At 65.4% G+C, this 20,286-nt stretch carries 18 protein-coding genes; 9 read left to right on the top strand and 9 right to left on the bottom strand.

The features are described 5' to 3' along the window. Window positions 1-30 precede the first annotated feature (30 nt). The gene (locus E6C48_RS05645) at window positions 31-1,071 is read left to right on the top strand and encodes a phosphatidylglycerol lysyltransferase domain-containing protein (protein WP_136355026.1); all 1,041 of its coding nucleotides are present in this window, start codon (window positions 31-33) and stop codon (window positions 1,069-1,071) included. Window positions 1,072-1,252: 181 nt separating this feature from the next. Here E6C48_RS05645 and E6C48_RS05650 read toward each other — a convergent pair whose 3' ends face one another. The 3 genes from E6C48_RS05650 to E6C48_RS05660 all read right to left on the bottom strand — a co-directional run bounded on the left by E6C48_RS05650 (window position 1,253) and on the right by E6C48_RS05660 (window position 3,588). Beyond that, window positions 1,253-2,014 (bottom strand): ABC transporter permease, encoded by a 762-nt coding sequence (locus tag E6C48_RS05650; protein WP_136354893.1) that lies wholly within the window; start codon window positions 2,012-2,014, stop codon window positions 1,253-1,255. Beyond that, on the bottom strand, window positions 2,011-2,937 hold the full coding sequence (locus E6C48_RS05655; protein WP_136354895.1) for an ABC transporter ATP-binding protein: 927 nt from the start codon (window positions 2,935-2,937) through the stop codon (window positions 2,011-2,013). Before E6C48_RS05655 ends, E6C48_RS05650 begins: the two co-directional genes overlap by 4 nt. Window positions 2,938-3,258: 321 nt before the next feature. After that, entirely contained in the window at window positions 3,259-3,588 is a 330-nt protein-coding gene (locus E6C48_RS05660; protein WP_136354897.1) for a hypothetical protein, read from the bottom strand. A gap of 495 nt (window positions 3,589-4,083) precedes the next feature. Between E6C48_RS05660 and E6C48_RS23105 the strand changes: the two genes are divergently transcribed. Beyond that, a complete protein-coding gene (locus tag E6C48_RS23105; protein ID WP_136355028.1) occupies window positions 4,084-4,350 on the top strand; it encodes a PepSY domain-containing protein in 267 nt (88 codons plus the stop codon). 59 nt (window positions 4,351-4,409) lie between these two features. Continuing rightward, a complete protein-coding gene (locus E6C48_RS05675) occupies window positions 4,410-5,714 on the top strand; it encodes a glucoamylase family protein (protein WP_136354899.1) in 1,305 nt (434 codons plus the stop codon). A gap of 200 nt (window positions 5,715-5,914) precedes the next feature. On the opposite strand, the gene E6C48_RS05680 is transcribed toward E6C48_RS05675, so the two are convergent. The 3 genes from E6C48_RS05680 to E6C48_RS05690 all read right to left on the bottom strand — a co-directional run bounded on the left by E6C48_RS05680 (window position 5,915) and on the right by E6C48_RS05690 (window position 9,488). Next, complete coding sequence (locus E6C48_RS05680; protein ID WP_136354901.1) at window positions 5,915-7,837, bottom strand: acyltransferase family protein; 1,923 nt, start codon at window positions 7,835-7,837, stop codon at window positions 5,915-5,917. A gap of 473 nt (window positions 7,838-8,310) precedes the next feature. After that, window positions 8,311-9,027 carry a peptide-methionine (S)-S-oxide reductase MsrA gene (gene msrA, locus E6C48_RS05685; protein WP_136354903.1) on the bottom strand — a complete coding sequence of 239 codons (717 nt, stop codon included), beginning with the start codon at window positions 9,025-9,027 and terminating at the stop codon, window positions 8,311-8,313. A gap of 143 nt (window positions 9,028-9,170) precedes the next feature. Next, window positions 9,171-9,488, bottom strand: a complete 318-nt coding sequence (locus E6C48_RS05690) for a hypothetical protein (protein ID WP_136354905.1) — start codon at window positions 9,486-9,488, stop codon at window positions 9,171-9,173. 197 nt (window positions 9,489-9,685) lie between these two features. Here E6C48_RS05690 and E6C48_RS05695 point away from each other — a divergent pair, with 197 nt between their 5' ends. The 3 genes from E6C48_RS05695 to lepA all read left to right on the top strand — a co-directional run bounded on the left by E6C48_RS05695 (window position 9,686) and on the right by lepA (window position 12,737). Next, window positions 9,686-10,222, top strand: a complete 537-nt coding sequence (locus E6C48_RS05695; RefSeq protein ID WP_136354907.1) for a sigma-70 family RNA polymerase sigma factor — start codon at window positions 9,686-9,688, stop codon at window positions 10,220-10,222. Between the two features lies 1 nt (window position 10,223). Then, window positions 10,224-10,859, top strand: a complete 636-nt coding sequence (locus E6C48_RS05700) for an NrsF family protein (protein WP_136354909.1) — start codon at window positions 10,224-10,226, stop codon at window positions 10,857-10,859. A gap of 63 nt (window positions 10,860-10,922) precedes the next feature. Beyond that, entirely contained in the window at window positions 10,923-12,737 is a 1,815-nt protein-coding gene (gene lepA, locus E6C48_RS05705; protein WP_136354912.1) for a translation elongation factor 4, read from the top strand. 88 nt (window positions 12,738-12,825) lie between these two features. Here lepA and E6C48_RS05710 read toward each other — a convergent pair whose 3' ends face one another. Continuing rightward, a complete protein-coding gene (locus E6C48_RS05710; protein ID WP_136354914.1) occupies window positions 12,826-13,014 on the bottom strand; it encodes a hypothetical protein in 189 nt (62 codons plus the stop codon). Window positions 13,015-14,514: 1,500 nt separating this feature from the next. Between E6C48_RS05710 and E6C48_RS05715 the strand changes: the two genes are divergently transcribed. After that, window positions 14,515-15,132, top strand: coding sequence for a hypothetical protein (locus E6C48_RS05715; protein ID WP_136354916.1), 618 nt, complete (start codon window positions 14,515-14,517; stop codon window positions 15,130-15,132). Here the strand turns inward: E6C48_RS05715 and hutC are convergent. After that, entirely contained in the window at window positions 15,075-15,836 is a 762-nt protein-coding gene (hutC, locus tag E6C48_RS05720) for a histidine utilization repressor (RefSeq protein WP_136354918.1), read from the bottom strand. The two genes, E6C48_RS05715 and hutC, sit on opposite strands and share 58 nt — an antisense overlap. Continuing rightward, complete coding sequence (locus E6C48_RS05725; RefSeq protein ID WP_269142498.1) at window positions 15,833-17,179, bottom strand: formimidoylglutamate deiminase; 1,347 nt, start codon at window positions 17,177-17,179, stop codon at window positions 15,833-15,835. Before E6C48_RS05725 ends, hutC begins: the two co-directional genes overlap by 4 nt. 148 nt (window positions 17,180-17,327) lie before the next feature. Here E6C48_RS05725 and hutI point away from each other — a divergent pair, with 148 nt between their 5' ends. Both hutI and hutH read left to right on the top strand, forming a co-directional pair. Further along, entirely contained in the window at window positions 17,328-18,542 is a 1,215-nt protein-coding gene (gene hutI / locus E6C48_RS05730) for an imidazolonepropionase (protein ID WP_407940951.1), read from the top strand. A gap of 10 nt (window positions 18,543-18,552) precedes the next feature. Beyond that, complete coding sequence (gene hutH, locus E6C48_RS05735; protein ID WP_136354925.1) at window positions 18,553-20,088, top strand: histidine ammonia-lyase; 1,536 nt, start codon at window positions 18,553-18,555, stop codon at window positions 20,086-20,088. Window positions 20,089-20,286: the final 198 nt, after the last annotated feature.

Raw genomic sequence — 20,286 nt, forward strand, 5'->3', positions numbered from 1 at the left:
TGCCGCTTGCATGCAGTCGAAGAGTGGATGATGGCTTCGCTTCGCACACGCGTGGACGATTGGCTGGACAGCCGCGCCCCGCCGGTGCCGACGATCGGGTTGAGCGAGCGCCGGCGGCTGGACCTTCTGGCCCGGCATGGCGATTTCTCGCTCGCCTATTCGACCGCCACGCAGGCCGGCCTGTCCTATTTCGGCGACGAGGACGGCTACATCGCCTTCCAGACGAAGATGGGCCGGCATTTCGTCCTTGCCGATCCCGTTGCCGATCCGGCCCAGCGCGCCGGCCTGCTCGCCCGCTTCGTCGAGGCCGCCGGCACCCCGTGGTTCGTGCAGGTCGGCGCGCGCACGGCCGAGACGTTGGCCGGCCTCGGCTATCTCGTGAACCGCATGGGCTTCGACACGGCGCTGCCGCTGCCGGCGTCCGATTTTTCCGGCAAGCGCAACGAGACCGTGCGCTATTCCGAGCGCTGGCTGGACAAGAAGGGTTTTACACTGGCCGAGGACGACGGAACGCTGGTTTCGCCCGCCGACGTCGAGGCGCTGTCGGCCGAATGGCGCTCGGGCCGCATCGTCAGCCGCCGCGAGATGGCCTTCCTCAACCGGCCGTTCCTCGTCACGCCGGGGCCGCTGATGCGCCGCTTCGTGCTGCTCGACGGCGACCGCAGGCTGGTGGCGCTGCTCGACTACGACCCGATGTTCCGCGACGGCGAGGTCGTCGGCTACACCACCGCCTTCAAGCGCAAGGTCGCCGATGCCACGCCGCATGCCGAGGTCGGCCTGACCAAGTTTTCCGTCGACCGTTTTCGCGCCGAGGGTGTGCCGACCGTCACGCTCGGCCTGTCGCCTCTGGCAGACATCGGCCCCAGCGGCTTTGCCGAAAGCGCGTTGTGGCGTTCCGCCTTCGATCGCGCCTTCCGCTCCGGCTTCGTCAACCGAACGCGCTTCAACCTCAAGGGGCAGGCGGCCTTCAAGCGCCGCTTCCATGGTGAGGAAGAGCCCGTCTACATCGCCTTCCCGAAGGGCAGCGCCTTCGGCATGCTGGCGTTGCTCAGGCTGGTCAAGGCGGTCTGAGAACTGCGGTTCTTGAGAATGGGGCTATCCGCATAGAGCGCTGACCCCCTCTCCGTCGCCGCTTCGCGGCGCCTATCCTCTCCACCCGGAATGGGGGGAGAGGTGGCTTGCGAAGCAAGACGGAGAGGGGGAACGCCGTATACGTAGCTCGCTTTGAGGGCAGGGGTAATGCCCAGCGAGCTCAGGTCCTGAGCCGGTATCCCGTGCGGAAGATCCAGGCGATGACGGCGATGCAGGCGGCCAGAAACACCAGCGTCATGGCAAGGCTGATCGTCACCGACACGTCGCCATGGCCGAAGAAGGCCCAGCGGAAGCCGCTCACCAGATAGACCACCGGGTTGAACAGCGTGATGGTGCGCCAGATGCCTGGCAGCATGTCGATGGAATAGAACGAGCCGCCGAGGAAGGTCAGCGGCGTGACGATCAGCAGCGGCACCAATTGCAGCTGTTCGAAATTCGCCGCCCAGATGCCGATGATGAAGCCGAACAGCGAGAACGTCACCGCCGTCAGGATGAGGAAGGCGACCATCCAGAACGGGTGCTCGATGTGGAGGTCGACGAACAGGGCGGCGGTGGCCAGGATGATGAGCCCGATCGCCACGGATTTCGTCGTCGCCGCGCCGACATAGGCCAGCACCACCTCCAGATAGGAGACGGGCGCCGACAGGATTTCGAAGATGGTGCCGATGAACTTCGGGAAATAGATCCCGAAGGAGGCGTTGGAGATCGACTGGGTGAGCAGCGAGAGCATGATCAGCCCCGGCACGATGAAGGCGCCGTAGCTGATGCCGTTGATCTCCGAGATGCGCGAGCCGATGGCCGCGCCGAAGACGACGAAGTAGAGCGAGGTCGAGATGACCGGCGAGATCACGCTTTGCAGGAGCGTGCGCAGCGTGCGCGCCATCTCCACCCTGTAGATCGCCCATACGGCGCGAAAATTCATGGCGTCTTCCTCACCAGGTTGACGAAGATCTCTTCCAGCGAGCTCGCCTCGGTGTCGATGTCCCGGAAGGCGACGCCGGCGCTTTCCAGGTCGCGCAGCAGCGAGGCGACGCCCGGCCGCTCGGCCTGGTTGTCGTAGGTGTAGGTGAGCGCATTGCCGTCGCCCGAAAGCTCCAGCCGGTAGGCGCCCAGCGCCTCCGGCACAGCCTTGAGCGGCTCGCGCAGCTGCACGATGAGCTGCTTGCGGCCGAGCTTGCGCATCAGCTCGGTCTTTTCCTCCACCAGCACGATCTCACCCTTGTTGATGACGCCGACGCGGTCGGCCATCTCCTCGGCTTCCTCGATGTAGTGCGTGGTCAGGATGATGGTAACGCCGGCATCGCGAAGGCCGCGCACCAGCGCCCACATGTCCTTGCGCAACTCGACGTCGACGCCTGCCGTCGGCTCGTCGAGGAACAGGATCTGCGGCTCGTGGGCGAGCGCCTTGCCAATCATGACGCGCCGTTTCATGCCGCCCGACAGCGTGATGATCTTGGAGTCGCGCTTGTCCCACAGCGACAGGTCCTTCAGCACCTTCTCGACCAGCGCCGGGTCGGATTTCTTGCCGAACAGGCCGCGGCTGAAGGCGAGCACGTTTTTCACCGTCTCGAAGGTCTCCACCGTCAGCTCCTGCGGCACCAGCCCGATCAGGCTGCGCGCGGCGCGGTAGTCGCTGCCGATGTCGTGGCCGTCCACCGTCACCGTGCCGGACGAGCGGTTGACGATGCCGCAGACGATGGAGATCAGCGTCGTCTTGCCGGCGCCGTTGGGGCCGAGCAGGGCGAAGATCTCGCCGCGCCTGATCTCCAGGTTGATGTCCTTCAGCGCGGTGAAACCGGTGGCATAGGTTTTCGACACGCCGGCGATGGAGATGATGGGCTGCATGGCTAAAAGGACTTCGTGAAAAATGGATTCGCGCTTGTGGCCCCGAATGTCGGATCGCGCAACTGGATTTCAAGGCGCCTGCTGACATCTCCCGCCGCCGGGTACCCTATCGCCTATGGCGCAGACCCCCACCCCTGTCCCCTCCCCGCAAGGGGAGGGAGATTTCGCGCGGCGCATCGACGCCGGCGATTTGCCGAAACGGCGGCGCAAGCGTCCCCCTCCCCCTTGCGGGGAGGGGACAGGGGTGGGGGTGGATGCGACGCCACCGGACTTCGGGGAAATTCCATCTACGGGTGTCCCGCTGCAGTACCGCCCGCCCGTTCAATCCTGCTTCGGTGGCTGCGGCGGCACTTCGCCCGGTTTGATGATCGGCGTGTTGCCTTCGTCCGGCGCCGGCTTGGTCGCTTCGCTGTCGCCGGTTGGCGGCGGCTGGAGCACGCCGCCGCAGGGCGCGAGCTTCCCGGTCAGGCTGTCCTTGCCGGCGCTTTGCTGCTCCTCGCCGTTCGTCTTCTGCTGCTGGTCCTGTTTCTGCTCGGGCTCGGCCTGGCAGGGCTGCTGCCCGTCGGGCTGCGGGGCGCCGGTCTGCGCGGTGGCGGGCAGCGACAGCGCCAGCAGGGCCGCGCCCATCCAGGCGATGAGGAGCGGTTTCATGATCCGCCTCCGTTTTGTTTGCACCTCGAGCAAAGCCTCGCCGGCGCGAATGGTTCCCAACGGCGGTCGAGCGAGGGAACGAACAGGCCGGCGCGCGAGTTGAGCCTGTCGATGCCACAGGAGCGTGAGATGAGACCCGACGAAGAAGGACCGCGCAGGGCACCGGTCGACCGAAGCCGGTTCGACAGGCCTTCCCGCCCCGATATCCCGGCCGGCGTCGACGCCGAGGCGCCGGAACCGGCCGAGCAGGATTGGGACGCGCTGGAAGGGGCGCCGATAGCGCCCGGCGGCGTGCCGGAAGACGCGGAGGGCCGCCCCGATACCGCGCAGGACGAGGAATTGCCCGAGGAGGACGACGACAATCCCGATCAGGAAAGCGACGAGGCGTTGCCCGACGACGAGGAGGAGCGCGCCATACGCCGCGACATGGGTGGGCTGGCACGCGCTACGAGCCCGAGTAGACTGCAAGGCACCGCCAAACCGACGAGGGAAAACATGCTGAAGCCGATGATCGCCGCCGCCGCCCTGTCCCTGACGCTGGCCGGCACCGCCGCAGCCCAACAGGCCATGCGCGAACCGCCGCAGAACAGCAAGAAGCTTTCCGAGATCATCGCCAAGGTCGAGCAGCGGCCGGACTTCCGCTACATCGGCGAGGTCGACTGGGACGACGGCGGCTATGAGGTGACCTACTACACCACCGACAACGCCAAGGTGGAGATCAAGTTCGATCCGGTGTCGGGCGAGACGAAAAGCCTGCAGTAGCGGTGGAATTCACCGACGTTTGACTGTGCCGGCGCGGCGAAGCGGCTATACCGGCAGGCATGGATGCCTTCGCCCATACTTCGGCCGATGACGCGCTGCTGGATGATATCCTGCGGCTTGCCTTCGACTATTTCCTGAAGGAGGCCAATCCGGCAAACGGCCTCGTCGCCGACCGCACGCGGCCGGGTGCGCCCGCCAGCATCGCCGCGACGGGGCTGGCGCTGTCGGCCTATCCGCTCGGCGTCGAGCGCGGCCTGATGAGCCGGCAGGCGGCGGTGCAGCGCACGCTTGCCACGCTGCGCTTTTTCCTGAACGCACCGCACGGCCCCGAGCCGCACGCCACCGGCCATCGCGGATTCTACTATCATTTCCTCGACATGGAGCACGGCCGGCGCGTGTGGAAATGCGAGCTGTCCACCGTCGACACGGCGCTGCTGATCGCCGGCGTTCTGGTGGCGGGGGAATATTTCCGCGCCGACGACGGGGCCGAGGCCGAGATCCGCGCCCTGTCGGACGCGCTCCATCGCCGCGTCGACTGGCAATGGGCGCAGAACGGCGGCACCACCGTCACCCACGGCTGGCGGCCCGAGCGCGGCTTCCTGCGCTACCGCTGGGAGGGCTACGACGAGGCGCTGATCCTCTATGTCCTCGGTCTCGGCTCGCCGACCTTTCCGCTGCCGCCGCAAAGCTACGAAGGCTGGCTCGCCGGCTATCGCTGGATGAACGTCTACGGGCACGGCATGGCCTATGCCGGACCGCTGTTCATCCACCAGATGTCGCATGTGTGGATCGATTTCCGCGGCATCCGCGACGCCTTCATGCGCGAGCACGCCAGCGACTATTTCGAGAACAGCCGCCGCGCCACTTACGTGCACCGCCAGTATGCCATCCGCAACCCGCGCCACCTGCGCGGCTATCATGAGAATGCTTGGGGCGTCACCGCCAGCGACGGCCCAGGCCCGGCGCGCCGGACGGTCGACGGCGTCGAGCGCCGGTTCTTCAGCTACGGCTCGCGCGGCGCGCCGCACGGCCCGGACGACGGCACGCTGTCGCCGTGGGCGGCGGCGGCCTCGCTGCCCTTCGCTCCGGAAATCGTCATGCCGGCGCTCAGGCATTTCCATGCCATCGGCCTGAAGAACGGCAATCCCTACGGCTTCACCGCCAGCTACAATCCCACCTTCGCTGCCGACGGCGAGCCCGGCTGGGTGGCGCCCGACCATGTCGGCATCAACCAGGGGCCGATCCCGCTGATGATCGAGAACCACCGCTCGGATTTCCTGTGGCGGCTCATGCGCTCCTGCCGCCCGATCGTCACCGGCCTGAAACGCGCCGGCTTCACCGGCGGCTGGCTGGACAAGGCCTGAGGCAGGAGCTGTCGCATATGGAATTTGCGCCAGCTGGGTGTGTTGTGGGAGACCTCTATCACGCTCCCGAGGAAGGCATGATCAATGGCCAGCAACATGATCGGCATGCCTTCCGCTGGCGCAGGCGGGTGCTTTTTGGGACGCCTTGAGATCGGCTCGATGACGCACCACTACATTCAGGAACTGCACAACCGGGGCGGTTAAGGCTGGCCGGCAATCGCCTCATTGTCCAATGGCCATAGCTGTTTGGCCAACAGCTTGGCCACGCGCCTTGCCGCAAACATGGAGAAGTGATCTGTGTCAGCGAGAACGGCGTGACCGTCGATTATCAGACTGCATTTGACTGTGTCGCATAGAATTTGAGAGGGATCGAAAATGGTGACGCCGGGATACCGGCTGCGCCAGCGATCAAGGATCTCATTCACCTCGGCATATTGATGAATAAACCGGTTCAAAGGGATATCTATTCTCGGATCGGAGTTTGTCATCGCGATCCGTGCGGCGTTCTGAGGCAATGAGAAATCGACTTGAGGGTGTGGCCCCAATATGAAAACGCGTTTTCCAGCCTCCGATAGTTTGGCCACACTTTGCTCAAAGCCGGACCAGAATTGATCACGGTTTTCGGAATAGAGATCGTAGTTCGCGGCCATGATAACTGTTGTCACGGACGTGTTTGAAACCAGATAGTCGAGGGCTTTCCTGTTGAACGCCTCGCAGCCTACCTGCAACGGCGAGTGGAAGGACTGTGCTGGCGGGCAAGACGTGTACGTCATGTTGGTAAGGGCAAGACCGCGGCGCGCGGCTATCTCACCGAGAGCATCCGCTATTTCTACAGCATGACTATCTCCCCATGCCGCTACCGATGGCGTGGCGGATTGATCTCCGTATTTGCAACTCTCGCTCAGCGGAGGATTGAACTTGTCGGTTCGATGGCAGTTTGGACGATGTTGGCTGTAGTCGGTTGCACCGTTCGCCAACACTGCGGCGGTCGGCGGGAGGCGGAACGGAAACCCGGCAGCCTGCTTGATGACAAAAGCTACACCGACTGTCGCCAGAGCGGCCGCTATCGAAAGCGTCGCTGTGCGACGGACAGACAAGCGCCGCATCGGCTGCTCGACGAACCGGTAGCTCAAGATAGACAAAGCGAATGTCAGGCCGATCAGGGCCATGGCCGTGTTAAACGCTGGAAATTCTTCGGCGTTTGCCAATCGATAAAAGACCAGGATGGGCCAATGCCACAAATAGAGGCTGTAGGAAATCAGCCCGATACGGCGGAGTGGCGGTAGCGCCAAGAACGCACCCGTACGCGACGTCGCCCGCGGCCAGACCAGCAGCGCTGCCCCGATAACGGAAGGCGCCAACGACAGTCCGGTTGCTGCGTCGTTGCCGGGAAGGAGGAAAAGAGTGGCGGCGATCAGAATCATCCCAATGATGCCAAACGCCTCTGACGCTGTGTGGTTGGAGATCGGTGGGAGGAGTGCGACCAGAGCGCCAACCGCAAGCTCCCAAGCCCGGGCATGAGGCAGGAAGAAGGCGGCTTTCGGATCGCGGGTCGCCATGTGCGCCGTCAAGGCAAGACCGGCGACGACGGCGAAGGCCAAGAAAGAGGCCACGATATGCATCCGCCGCCCGGTGAGGTGAAGCAAAGCGAACAAGAGAGCTGGCCAAAAAAGATAGTATTGTTCTTCTACACCTAAACTCCATGTGTGGAGCAGCGGAAGCAACTCTGCGGCCCGGTCAAAATAACCAGTGTTCCAATAGAAATATAAATTTCCTGCGCCAACGGCAGAATATCTCGCACTGGCTGAGAGCGAGATATAGTCGCTCGGAACCAGAAAGAACCATCCCGCAATCAAGGTGGCGGTCAAAACCAGGATCAAGGCTGGAAAGATACGGCGGATACGTCGGCCGTAGAAGTTCACGATATTCGAGGCGAATCCCGTCGATTCATTGTCGGTTACCAACTGCCTGGTGATCAGATATCCGGAAATGACGAAGAAAATATCGACACCGGCAAAGCCGCCAGGCAGAACGGTCCGCCAGTAGTGAAACGCGATTACCGAAAGGACCGCGACTGCCCTAAGGCCATCGATATCAGGCCGATAATCGAAAGACCTTGTCATTGCTGATCGCGGTTCCCGTGCCTTCCGTCTCTCCGTCGCTCATTATCCGCCGGGCTTGATGTGGGCAACATGTCAAATTGGAACGCCGGGGCTCGGCCCCGTCCGGCAGCTTCGCCGTCGTCGACTATCTGCAAATGAAGCCGCGGCGTCTTCCTCCCCCTTGAGGGGAGGGTGGCTCGCGTAGCGAGCCGGGAGGGGTCGTCGGCCGTAGGGCGAGGGCTTCTTCGCGTCGGAGTGGTTGAGGTGACCCCTCCCGACTGGCCTGCGGCCTGCCACCCTCCCCTCAAGGGAGAGGGAGACGCCGGTGCCACTCAGCCGCCCCGCCTTCCACTATGGCTCCCAGCCCTTCGGGCATTCAAGACCTTCAAAACGTCCACCGGACGTTTGATCCGCCCGAGGGCAAACCGGTCTTTCATCGTTCGTCGCTCGAAAAGCCCATTCGGGGGCTTTTCGGTCGCTTTGCGAGCCGCTCCTCACCCCTTGGCGTCGGCCATCACCAGAACGGGCTTGTCGCTGTAGAGCGTCGGGAACAGCGCCTTCAGGTTCTCGATCTTCGGCAGGTCGTTGTAGACGATGTAAGGATAGGTCGGGTTCCGCGTCAGGAAGTCCTGGTGGTAATCCTCGGCCGGATAGAACGTCTTGCCGGTCTCGATCGTCGTCACGATCGGACCGGAAAACAGCTTGGCCTTGCCGAGCTGGGCGATGTAGCTCTCGGCGATGGCCTTCTGCTCGGCGTTCGCCGCGAAGATGGTCGAGCGGTATTGCGGGCCGTGGTCCGGCCCCTGGAAATTGAGCTCGGTCGGGTTGTGCGCCACCGAGAAATAGACCTGCAGCAACTGGCCGTAGGTCACTTCAGCCGAATCGTAGGTGATCTCGACGGATTCGGCATGCCCGGTGGCGCCGGTGCCGACCGTCTCGTACTCGGCGTCCTTCTTCGCGCCGCCGGCATAGCCGGAGACGGCGTCCTTGACGCCCTTGACGTGCTGGAACACGCCCTGCACGCCCCAGAAGCAGCCGCCGGCGAAAACGGCCTTTTCGGTGCCGGCGGCGGCCTTCTCGTCCTGCGCCGGCGGCGGGATCCTCACCGCTTCCTCGCTGGAAAGGGCAGGTGCCTGCCACACCGCGAAGGCGGCGACGACGGCGGCTGCGGCAAGGATGCAGCGGGACGGGGAAATTCCGGATATCGACATGGCTGGCTCCGCTCTCTTTGCGGCTGATCTTGAAGGATTATACGACGCATCGGCGCTGACGGACGCGTCACGATTTCGTGCGTTGCGGCGGCCCACCAACCGGAGGCGGGATCGGCCCGCGACCGGCCCCGGACCGCTCCGGCTCAGTTCGAGGACGCCGGCTTCATCGTATCGGTTTTCATCGAGCCGCTCTTCATCGAGTCGGTGTCGGACTTCATGGCGCCATCTTTCATCGCCCCGTCTTTCATAGCCATGTCGTCGCAGGCTTTCATCGCCTCGTCCTTCTTCATGCTGTCGCTCTCCATGCCGGCCTTCGCCTTGCAGTCGGCCGTCATCTCGTCGGAACTCATCGCGGCGGGCTTCATCGCGTCATCGGCATAGGCGTTGCTCGCAAGTCCCAGCGCGGCCGAGGCGAGGGCGAGCGCGAAGGCGGCGGACGTGATCCGGGCGGAAAGGGTCATCGTGGTCTCCTGTGTCGTCGGGGCGCCCGCTCCGGGCGATGGCAAGATCGCCTTGCTCATGGCGGGGATTTCGGCGGCGGGCGGCGGATGTTACCGTAGCCGTGCTACACGGATGCGTGATCGCGCCGTTGCTTGGATAATTTCCGCCGAGGCCGTAACAACGGGCGGCAACCGCCGAAGCACAGGGAGACGACTGCGTGCGCAGCGCCGGCGAAGAGGAGCTTGCGGATTTGCTGAGGGCATCGATCGCCGGCGACGAGCGGGCCTATGCGGCGTTTCTGGAAAACGTCGCCGCGCGCGTGCGCGCCTTCGCGCGCCGCCGCATGGCGCTGGGCGGCGCCGATGCCGAGGACATCGTGCAGGAAACGCTGCTGGCGATCCACCTGAAGCGCCACACCTGGCGGCAGGACGCGCCCGTGCTGCCGTGGGTATTCGCCATCGCGCGCTTCAAGATGATCGACGCATTCCGGCGCTCGGGGCGGGTGAAGGAGGTCGACATAGAGGCATTCTCCGAGACGCTGGCCGAGCCGGAGACGGAAAGCGCCAGCAGCCGCGACATCGGCCGGGCGATCGAGGCGCTGACGCCGGCGCAGAAGGCGGTCGTCTCCTCGATCTCGGTCGAGGGCTGCTCGATCGCCGACACCGCCCGCGCGCTCGACATGAGCGAGGGCGCCGTGCGCGTCGCCTTCCATCGCGGGCTGGCGGCCATCGCCGCCCGCTTCGGGAAGTCCTGAGATGGAAACCGACGACCTCATCAAGGCCCTGGCGCGGGACGCGCGCGCCGCCGGGCCGTCGCTCGCGGCGACGCTGGCCGGCGCGCTGCTGCCGGCTTTGCTGGCCGCCGCCGTCGTCTTCTTCGCCGTGCTCGGCCCGCGCCCCGATTTCATGGCCGCCGCCGCCACGCCGCGCTTCCTGCTCAAGTTCGTCGTCACAGGCGTGCTCGCCGCCACCGCCTTCGCCTGCCTGCCGGCTTTGCTGCGGCCGGGCGCCAGGAACCGCGCCATGCCGCTGCTGCTGCTCGCCCCGGCGATCATTGCCGTCGCCGTGCTCGGCGAATTCGCTGCCATTCCCCGGGCGTACTGGGCGGCGCGCTGGATCGGCACCAACAACCTGGTCTGCCTCGCCTCCATCCCGCTGATCGGCGCCGGCCCGCTGGCGCTGTTCCTGGCGGCGGCGCGCCGCGGCGCGCCGACGAGTCCCGCTCTGGCCGGCGCCGTCGCCGGGCTTCTGGCCGGCGGCATCGGCGCGCTGTTCTACGCCGCCCACTGCACCGACGACTCGCCCTTCTTCGTCGCGACCTGGTACGGCATCGCCATCGCCGCCCTCGCCTTGCTGGGCGCGGCGCTCGGCCGGCGCCTTCTGCGCTGGTAGGGATGCGCCGGCGCGTTCGCTGCCGCTTGCCGCTCAACGGCTTGCCTGCTAAAGGCCGCGCCCATGACAACGCCGCTTTCCCACATCCGCAACTTCTCCATCGTCGCCCATATCGACCATGGCAAGTCGACGCTCGCCGACCGGCTGATCCAGCTCACCGGCGGCCTCGACGCGCGCGAGATGGCCGGCAAGGAGCAGGTGCTCGACAACATGGACATCGAGCGCGAGCGCGGCATCACCATCAAGGCGCAGACCGTGCGCCTGAACTACCGCGCCAGGGACGGCGAGAATTATGTCCTGAACCTCATCGACACGCCCGGCCACGTCGACTTCGCCTACGAGGTGTCGCGCAGCCTCGCCGCCTGCGAAGGCTCGCTGCTGGTGGTCGACGCCAGCCAAGGCGTCGAGGCGCAGACGCTGGCCAACGTCTACCAGGCCATCGACAACAACCACGAGATCGTCGTGGTGCTGAACAAGATCGACCTGCCGGCGGCCGAGCCCGAGCGCATCAAGGAGCAGGTCGAGGAGGTCATCGGCCTCGACGCATCCAACGCCGTGGAAATCTCGGCCAAGACCGGCCTCAACATCGACGCCGTGCTGGAGGCCATCGTCCACCAGCTGCCGCCGCCGCGCGAGGGCGACGCCTCCGCCCCGCTGAAGGCCATGTTGGTCGATTCCTGGTACGACGCCTATCTCGGCGTCATCGTGCTGGTACGCGTCATCGACGGCGTGCTGAAAAAGGGCCAGACCATCCGCATGATGGGCACCGGCGCCAAATACCCGGTCGAGCGCACCGGCTTCTTCACGCCCAAGATGGTGCAGGCCGACGAGATCGGCCCCGGCGAGTTCGGCTTCATCACCGCCTCGATCAAGGAAGTGGCCGACACCCGCGTCGGCGACACCATCACCGAGGACCGACGCCCGACCGCGAAGGCCCTGCCGGGCTTCAAGCCGGCGCAGCCAGTTGTCTTCTGCGGCCTGTTCCCGGTCGACGCCGCCGACTTCGAGGATTTGCGCGCCGCCGTCGGCAAGCTGCGCCTCAACGACGCCAGTTTCTCCTACGAGATGGAAACCTCGGCCGCGCTAGGCTTCGGTTTCCGCTGCGGCTTCCTCGGCCTGCTGCACCTGGAGATCATCCAGGAGCGGCTGGAGCGCGAGTTCGACCTCGACCTGATCGCCACCGCGCCCTCCGTCGTCTACCGCATGAACCTCAACGACGGCACGACGAAGGAACTGCACAACCCGGCCGACATGCCCGACGTGGTCAAGATCGCCTCGATCGAGGAGCCGTGGATACGCGCCACCATCCTGACGCCCGACGATTATCTCGGCGGCATCCTGAAACTGTGCCAGGACCGGCGCGGCATCCAGGTCGACCTCTCCTACGTCGGCAAGCGCGCCATGCTGCAATACGACCTGCCGCTGAACGAAGTCGTCTTCGATTTCTACGACCGCCTGAAATCGATCTCCAAGGGCTACGCCTCCTTCGACTACCACCTGACCGACTACCGCGAGGGCGACCTCGTCAAGATGTCGATCCTGGTCAACGACGAGCCGGTCGACGCGCTGTCCATGCTGGTCCACCGCACGGCGGCGGAAAAGCGCGGCCGCGCCATGGTGGAGAAGCTGAAGGAGCTGATCCCGCAGCACATGTTCAAGATACCGATCCAGGCCGCGATCGGCGGCCGCATCATCGCCCGCGAGACGATCTCGGCGCTGCGCAAGGACGTCACCGCCAAATGCTACGGCGGCGACGTCTCCCGCAAGCGCAAGCTGCTCGACAAGCAGAAAGAGGGCAAGAAGCGCATGCGCCAGTTCGGCAAGGTGGATATTCCCCAGGCGGCGTTCATCGAGGCCTTAAAAATGGGCGACAACTAGCGCCAGTTCCTCGCCCCCGCGAAGCGGGGGAGAGGTGTCGCGCGAAGCGCGACGGAGAGGGGGCTTAGAGACGAGCCACGGGTGAGCGCTACGAGTTCTTCGTATCCCGTCCGTCAGGCTCTTTTGCTACGCCCTTGAACGGACCTTCTGTAGACTTGCGCTCCATGAAGTGCCCGGTGCGCTCGTCGCGCTTCTGCCAATCGCCGTTTTCGTGCTGGAACTGCGTCCTTCCAGTTACAGCGCCACGGCGATAGTCGTCACCTGTGTTCTTAGCCATCACGGCCTCCTATCGAACAGAACAGGAACATAGTATGATTCGGGCGTTTCGTCTATTGATTGCAGATGCCGAAAGGGTCTTCGTACGATCTGAAATCGATATGGCTGCGTGCATTTTGGGGTAGCATGTCGGCCTTAACTCTCTGAGAAATTGCATACGAGGCGTTAAGAGCACTAAATTCATGACAGCCGTGCCAGAGTCCGAATATCGGATACGTTATCGGGTAGGTCCTCGGCGGCTGGGCGAAGGTAAAATTGCTTACTTTTTGCCAAGCACGATGCTCACGAAGAGGCACGAAGTCGCGCTAACGATTTCGCTAATTACCAACAGGCCGTTGTTCGGCAGAGTTTATTGGGGTCTGCAACCCAACTACTTCGACAGGATGCCGCCGGATAGCGGTGTCTTTTTACGGCCAATAATTCCGACATCAAGCATTGTGCCAGGGGCCAGAAGGCCGGGTGATATAGATCTTTTGGTGATTCCGTACGAGGGTAAGAATCTGATCCTAGATCGTGTAATGGCAATAGAGATCAAGGTGCTTCGAGGTCGCTTTTCTCGTCAAGGTAAATCACCAAACGATTTTGGTGGTTCTCAGGTACACGCGCTAAAAGAATTAAATTTTCCATATGTGGCTTTGATTCATTTGATAACATCGGACGAAAGTCCGAAGGAGGCTTGGCGAGAAATTGGCATTGCGCGGGTTTTGGACCACGAGGGTAGAGCAGAAATACTCCCCTCGAAACCCGTCGACTGGTTGCCTATAGACCTGATGCGACGATCCTTTGGAAGGCTCGAAGCAGCAATCTCGACCGATTCTGGCATTGGATTAGCCGCTGCATATTTGGGTTCTCGCGATGAACATATCACTGGACGCGGGAGATCGAATTCGCTTTGGCTCCCCATTGTTCGGAGAGCCGCCCCGAGTCCGAAAATAGATCGCAAACTTCTCGATCGAATAGCGGGTCTATTCTTCGCAAATCCAAATTGCTTTCTGGATACGCCCAGATATGACCCTATCAAATAGCTTCAAATTTCAGTAAGATACTGAAATTATTATTTTTTTGTACGGCAAGTGATTGCTGCCACGCCTCTCGCAAAAAACTTATCCCCCTCCTCTCCACCTCCCGCATAATCCTCACCGTCTCTCCTGCCGGGAACGTTTTCCGGAGTCGTTCGCAAGCGGGGAGGGATCGGCGCCTCCGTTCCATGGCCGACGAAGCCGTGGGGCCGGGGAGGTCGCGTCCGAGGGTTCCCCTGGGGGTAATACGGCCCCCGCGCGCTGGACGAGCGCTGCAAGCTTCGGCCGGTGGTGGCGCCAATGCCGTCATCGTGTGCCGTGGCGAAGCGGAACGGACGCGGACAGAAATCGCCGGGCGGCGGTCTTCGGATCGCAGTTTTATAGAATTCGGCAGCGCTCCGAAGGCCGCCGTCTTCCCGGACTTGCCTTTCAACCGGCTTCGCGGCGCGGTGATGCGCCCGCGCGCCCAGCGGAGATTTGCCATGCGCCCCAAGCCAAGACCCGCCGCAAAACCCCTTCTGTCGCAGGCCGGCAATCCCTATCCGCCGGGGCTGGAGCCGGTCGTCATCGACTTCACGCCGCTGCCCGGCGTGCCGCTCGAGCGCATGTGGCCGCGCCCGCTCGATCCCGACCCGCCGCCGCCGGACCGCGCCGGCGTGGTCGCCTTCGACACCTATCTCTATGAGGCGGACCCGGACGTGCCGCACCTGACGCTGTGGCTGGAGCGGCAGCGGTCGGACGAGAGCGACGAGCGCTACGCGCATTACCGCGCCGACCTCGAGCATCACTTCCACGTCCACGCCGTCATGCTCAAGATCGTCCAGCGGCTCGCCACCGTCTCGGGGTCTTGCGCCTCCTGCCGCGAGCATGCCTGCCGCCGGCGGGGAGCCTGCGTTGGCGTGCGCGACACCGGCCGCTTCGACCTGCCGTTCGCCATGTACCCGCCCTGCGTGCCGCTCGACCTGGAGATCATGGAGACGTTCCGCCAGGCGGTCGGGCGGCTGCTCGACGAATGGGAGCGGGAGGAGGCGGCGCGGGCGGCTCAGCCGCCGCCGGCCGGCGTGAAGGAGGCGACCAGCGAGTGGCGCTCGCCCGGATAGGTGAAGGTGGCGTGGGTGATCGGCCCGCCATTGTGCCAGGTGCGGCGCTCCACCACCAGGCAGGCTGTGCCGGGCTGCACGGCGAGCCGCGCGGCGGTTGAGGCGTCGGCGGATGCTGCGTGGATGCGGTGCTCGGCCGCGCTCCACGGCACGCGCTCCACCAGCCAGCGGCCGGGCGCGGTGGCCGAGAAGTCGGCGTCCGCCGCTTCCGGCACGGCGGAAAGGTTGATCAGCCGCTCCTCCAGGCAGAAGGGGGCGGGGCCGGCGCGGTGCAGGGCGGTGACGGCGAGCACCCGGGCCGAGCCGTCGAGGTCGAGCCGGGCGCGCTCGGCGGCGGTGGCGCGGTGCTGGGCGTGCGCGACGATGGTGTAGGAATAGGGCAGGCCGGTCTGCTCGACCTCGCGCGAGATGTCGTGGATCTCCAGGATCGCTGCCTGCGCGCGCGGCTGCGCCACGAAGGTGCCGGACTTGCGCCGCCGCTCCACCAGCCCCGCCTTGGCGAGCTGCGTCATCACCTTGTTCACCGTCATGCGCGCGCAGCCGTACCGGCGCGCAAGGTCGACCTCGAAGGGCAGGCGGTGGCCGGGCGGCCATTCTCCCGAGACGATGCGCGTCTCGATGTCGGACAGGATGCGCTGGTGCAGCGTCCTGTCCGCGCCCGTGCCAGTGACCGCGTCCGGCGGCGGTGTCGTCTCGTCGCTCATGTGGAGGTCAGCGCCCGCATGGCGGCGGTGAAGCGCGCCGAGATCGCCTCGCGGTCGATGTGGCGGCCGTCCTCCACCACGCGCCGCCCGCGCGCCCACACCGTCTTCGGCCCAAGCGCGCCGGCGAAGATCCAGGCGTCGAGGCATTGCGCGGCGTCGAGATACGGCACGGCGGCCGTGTCGAGCGAGACGAGGTCGGCGGGCAGGCCGGGCTCCAGCTTCGCCGCGCAGCCCAGCGCCTGCGAACCGCCGGCGAGCGCGCCGGAAAACAGCGCCGCACCGGTGGACTGGCCGGGCTCGGCGGCGACGTTGCGGGCGCGGTTGCCGAGACGCTGCGAATATTCCAGCAGCCGCAGTTCCTCGACGACCGAGATCAGCACGTTGGAATCCGATCCGACGCCGAAGCGTCCGCCGGCAGCGGTGAAACCGGGCAGCGGAAAGATGCCGTCGCCGAGATTGGCCTCGGTGATGGGGCAAAGGCCCGCCACCGCGCCGGAACGCGCCAGCCTCACCGTCTCGTCCGCAGTCATGTGTGTGGCGTGGATCGCGCACCAGCGGCGGTCGACCGGCGCATGGCCGAGCAGCCATTCCACCGGCCGCGCGCCGGACCAAGCGACGCAGTCCTCGACTTCCTTGACCTGCTCGGCGACATGGATGTGCACCGGCCCATCGCCGGCAAGTTCCGCTGCGGCGATGAGTTCCTCCGGCGTGACGGCGCGCAGGCTGTGCGGGGCGACGCCGACGACCGTGCCCGGCAGGCCGGCAGCGATTTCACGGCTGCGCTCCATCAGCTTGGAAAAACTGTCGAGCGAATTGATGAAGCGGCGCTGGCCGTCGGCGGGAGCGGCACCGCCGAAACCGGCATGGGCATAGAAGACCGGCAGCAGCGTCAGCGAAATACCTGTCTGCGCGGCTGCTGCGGCGATGCGCGCGCCTATCTCGGCGATATCGGAATAATGCCCGCCGTCGCGGTCGTGATGCAGGTAGTGGAACTCGCCGACGCGCGAGAAGCCGGCCTCCAGCATCTCCATGTAGAGCTGCGCCGCCACCGCCTCGACCTCGTCTGGCGTCATCGACAGCGCGAACTTGTACATCAGCGTGCGCCACGACCAGAAGCTGTCGTCGGCCGGGCCGCGCACTTCCGTCAGGCCGGCCATGGCGCGCTGGAAGGCATGGCTGTGCAGGTTCGGCATGCCGGGCACGACGAGGTCGTGCCGCTCGTCGCCGGCCTGCGGCGCGGCGTCGTGCTCGACCGAGCGCAGGAGCATGCCGTCCAGCGTCAGCCGAACGTTCGAGGCCCAGTCGCCGTCGACCCAGGCGTTGCGTGCGAAAATCGTCTCCACCCTGCATCTCCCTTTCGAGCGTATTATCATGCGGCTTGCGGGCGTCGATCGGAAATCGAATCCGCCCTCTTGCCAACGCAATTATTATGTATATACATGATTGCAGGAAAGGGAAGTGGGTCGCATGGCTGCTGGAGGAGAAAAAGTCGTGGGTAAGGGTCGCACGCTCTGGCTGAATGCCCGGCTTGCCACGCTCGATCCCGCGTTGCCGGGGCTCGGGCTGGTCGAGCGCGGCGCCGTGGTCGCGGAAGGCGGGCGTATCCTCTATGCCGGTACGGAGGCCGATCTGCCGGCTGCGCTGCGCACCGGTGCCGAGACGGTCGACGTCGAGGGCCGCCTCATGACGCCCGGCCTGATCGACTGCCACACCCATCTGGTCTATGCCGGCAACCGTGCCCACGAATTCGAATTGAGATTGAAGGGCGCGTCCTACGAGGAAGTCGCGCGGGCCGGCGGCGGCATCGTCTCCTCGGTCAAGGCGCTCCGGGCGGCGAGTGAGGCCGAACTGGTCACGCAAACGCTGCCGCGCCTCGATGCGCTGATCGCCGAAGGCGTCACCACCGTCGAGGTGAAGTCCGGCTACGGCCTCGACCGCGACAGCGAGATCAAGGCGCTGAAGGCGGCCCGCAAGCTGGCCGACGCGCGTCCTGTCGCGATCCGCACCACCTTCCTCGGCGCGCACGCCCTGCCGCCGGAAATGAACGGCGACAAGGCCGCCTATATCGACAGGGTCATCAACGACATGCTGCCGGCGGTCGCGGCTGCCGGACTCGCCGATGCGGTGGACGGGTTCTGCGAGGGCATCGCCTTTTCGCCGCAAGAGATCGCCCGCGTCTTCGACGCCGCCAAAGCGCTCGGCCTGCCGGTCAAGCTGCATGCCGACCAACTGTCCAACCTGCATGGCGCGGCGCTCGCCGCCTCCTACGGCGCGCTGTCGGCGGACCATCTGGAATACACAGACGCCGAGGGTGCCGCGGCCATGGCCAAGGCCGGCTCCGTCGCCGTGCTCCTGCCAGGCGCCTACTATTTCATCCGCGAGACCAAGCTGCCACCGGTCGAGGCTTTCCGCGCCGCCGGCACCCGGCTGGCGATCGCCACCGACAGCAACCCCGGCACCTCGCCGCTGACCTCGCTGCTGCTCACCATGAACATGGCCGCGACGCTGTTCCGGCTGACGGTGGACGAGTGCATCGCCGGCGTCACTCGCGAGGCGGCGCATGCGCTGGGCATCGCCGACCGCACCGGCACGCTGGAAGCCGGCAAGGACGCCGACCTCGCCATTTGGGACGTCGAGCGGCCTGCCGAGCTTGTCTATCGCATCGGATTCAACCCGCTGTGGAAGCGGGTCTTCAAGGGACAGTGAGGAAAGAGAAATGACCATCGTCGTGACGCCGGGCAGCACGCCGCTCGCAGCACTGGAAAAGATCTACCGCGAAGGCATCGCAGCGTCGCTCGATCCGTCCTTCCACGCGGCCATCGAAAAGGGTGCGGCGCGCATCGCCGAGATCGCCGCCGGCGAAGCGCCCGTCTATGGCATCAACACCGGCTTCGGCAAGCTGGCCTCGATCCGCATCGCGCCGGCCGACGTCGCCACCCTGCAGCGCAATCTCATCCTGTCGCATTGCTCGGGCTACGGCGCGCCGCTGCCGGAAAACGTCGTGCGCCTCATCATGGCGCTGAAGCTGGTTTCGCTCGGCCGTGGCGCGTCCGGCGTGCGGCTGGAGGTCGTGTCGCTGATCGAGGCGATGCTGGCCAAGGGCGTCGTCCCGATGATTCCCGAAAAGGGCTCGGTCGGCGCCTCCGGCGACCTCGCCCCGCTCGCTCATATGGCGGCGGCGATGATGGGCGAGGGCGAAGCCTTTTATAAGGGAGAACGCCTGCCGGGCGCGAAGGCGCTGGAAAAGGCCGGGCTGAAGCCGGTGGTGCTGGCGGCCAAGGAAGGTCTGGCGCTCATCAACGGCACGCAGGTTTCCACCGCCTTGGCGCTGGCCGGCTTGTTCCGCGCCCACCGCGCCGCGCAGGCGGCCCTGATTACCGGCGCGCTCTCGACCGACGCGGCGATGGGTTCGACTGCTCCGTTCCATCCCGACATCCACACGCTGCGCGGCCACAAGGGCCAGATCGACACCGCCGCCGCACTGCGCGGCCTGCTGGAAGGCTCCGTCATTCGCGAAAGCCATCTCGAAGGCGACCAGCGCGTGCAGGACCCGTACTGCATCCGCTGCCAGCCGCAGGTCGACGGCGCCTGCCTCGACATATTGCGCCAGGCTGCCCGCACGCTGGAGACGGAGGCCAACGCTGTCACCGACAATCCGCTCATCCTGTCCGACGACACCGTCGTTTCGGGCGGCAACTTCCACGCCGAGCCGGTCGCCTTCGCTGCCGACCAGATCGCGCTCGCCGTCTGCGAGATCGGCGCGATCGCCCAGCGCCGCATCGCGCTCCTGGTCGATCCCGCACTGTCCTTCGGCCTGCCGGCGTTTCTTGCAAAAAAGCCCGGCCTCAACTCCGGCCTGATGATCGCAGAGGTCACGTCCGCCGCGCTGATGAGCGAGAACAAGCAGATGGCCCATCCGGCCTCGGTCGATTCCACGCCGACCTCGGCAAACCAGGAAGACCATGTGTCGATGGCCTGCCATGGCGCGCGCCGGCTGCTGCAGATGACCGACAACCTGTCGGCCATCGTCGGTATCGAGGCCTTGTCCGGCGCGCTCGGCGTCGAGCTGCGCAGCCCGCTGGAAACCAGCCCGGAACTGAAGCGGGCCATCGCCGCCCTGCGCGGGCGGGTGAAGACACTGGAGGTCGACCGCTACATGGCCGACGACATCGCCGCCGCCGCCGCCATGGTCGCCGACGGCTCGCTCGCCGCCTCGATCTCCGCCGGCATCCTGCCGGCGCTGGAGGGTTGAGATGGGTGAAGTTCCCGCCGGTGTGACCACAGTCTCCCCAAGCCGGGCAATCGCAGACGGCGTCGTGCCCCCACCCCTAACCCCTCCCCTCAAGGGGGAGGGGGACTTTGCGGCAGTTCCACAATGCGCCGACATTAGCGATTTTGAACGAAACTGCCGTGTCGGCGTCTCCCTCCCCCTTGAGGGGAGGGGACAGGG

This window comes from Ollibium composti, from assembly GCF_004801285.1.
GTDB classification, from domain to species: Bacteria; Pseudomonadota; Alphaproteobacteria; order Rhizobiales; family Rhizobiaceae; genus Mesorhizobium; species Mesorhizobium composti.

Coding starts and splice junctions, on each gene's coding strand:
- E6C48_RS05645 (WP_136355026.1), top strand. CDS start 31: ATGGCTTCGCTTCGCACACGCGTGGACGATTGGCTGGACAGCCGCGCC.
- E6C48_RS05650 (WP_136354893.1), bottom strand. CDS start 2,014: ATGAATTTTCGCGCCGTATGGGCGATCTACAGGGTGGAGATGGCGCGC.
- E6C48_RS05655 (WP_136354895.1), bottom strand. CDS start 2,937: ATGCAGCCCATCATCTCCATCGCCGGCGTGTCGAAAACCTATGCCACC.
- E6C48_RS05660 (WP_136354897.1), bottom strand. CDS start 3,588: ATGAAACCGCTCCTCATCGCCTGGATGGGCGCGGCCCTGCTGGCGCTG.
- E6C48_RS23105 (WP_136355028.1), top strand. CDS start 4,084: ATGCTGAAGCCGATGATCGCCGCCGCCGCCCTGTCCCTGACGCTGGCC.
- E6C48_RS05675 (WP_136354899.1), top strand. CDS start 4,410: ATGGATGCCTTCGCCCATACTTCGGCCGATGACGCGCTGCTGGATGAT.
- E6C48_RS05680 (WP_136354901.1), bottom strand. CDS start 7,837: ATGACAAGGTCTTTCGATTATCGGCCTGATATCGATGGCCTTAGGGCA.
- msrA (WP_136354903.1), bottom strand. CDS start 9,027: ATGTCGATATCCGGAATTTCCCCGTCCCGCTGCATCCTTGCCGCAGCC.
- E6C48_RS05690 (WP_136354905.1), bottom strand. CDS start 9,488: ATGACCCTTTCCGCCCGGATCACGTCCGCCGCCTTCGCGCTCGCCCTC.
- E6C48_RS05700 (WP_136354909.1), top strand. CDS start 10,224: ATGGAAACCGACGACCTCATCAAGGCCCTGGCGCGGGACGCGCGCGCC.
- lepA (WP_136354912.1), top strand. CDS start 10,923: ATGACAACGCCGCTTTCCCACATCCGCAACTTCTCCATCGTCGCCCAT.
- E6C48_RS05710 (WP_136354914.1), bottom strand. CDS start 13,014: ATGGCTAAGAACACAGGTGACGACTATCGCCGTGGCGCTGTAACTGGA.
- E6C48_RS05715 (WP_136354916.1), top strand. CDS start 14,515: ATGCGCCCCAAGCCAAGACCCGCCGCAAAACCCCTTCTGTCGCAGGCC.
- hutC (WP_136354918.1), bottom strand. CDS start 15,836: ATGAGCGACGAGACGACACCGCCGCCGGACGCGGTCACTGGCACGGGC.
- hutH (WP_136354925.1), top strand. CDS start 18,553: ATGACCATCGTCGTGACGCCGGGCAGCACGCCGCTCGCAGCACTGGAA.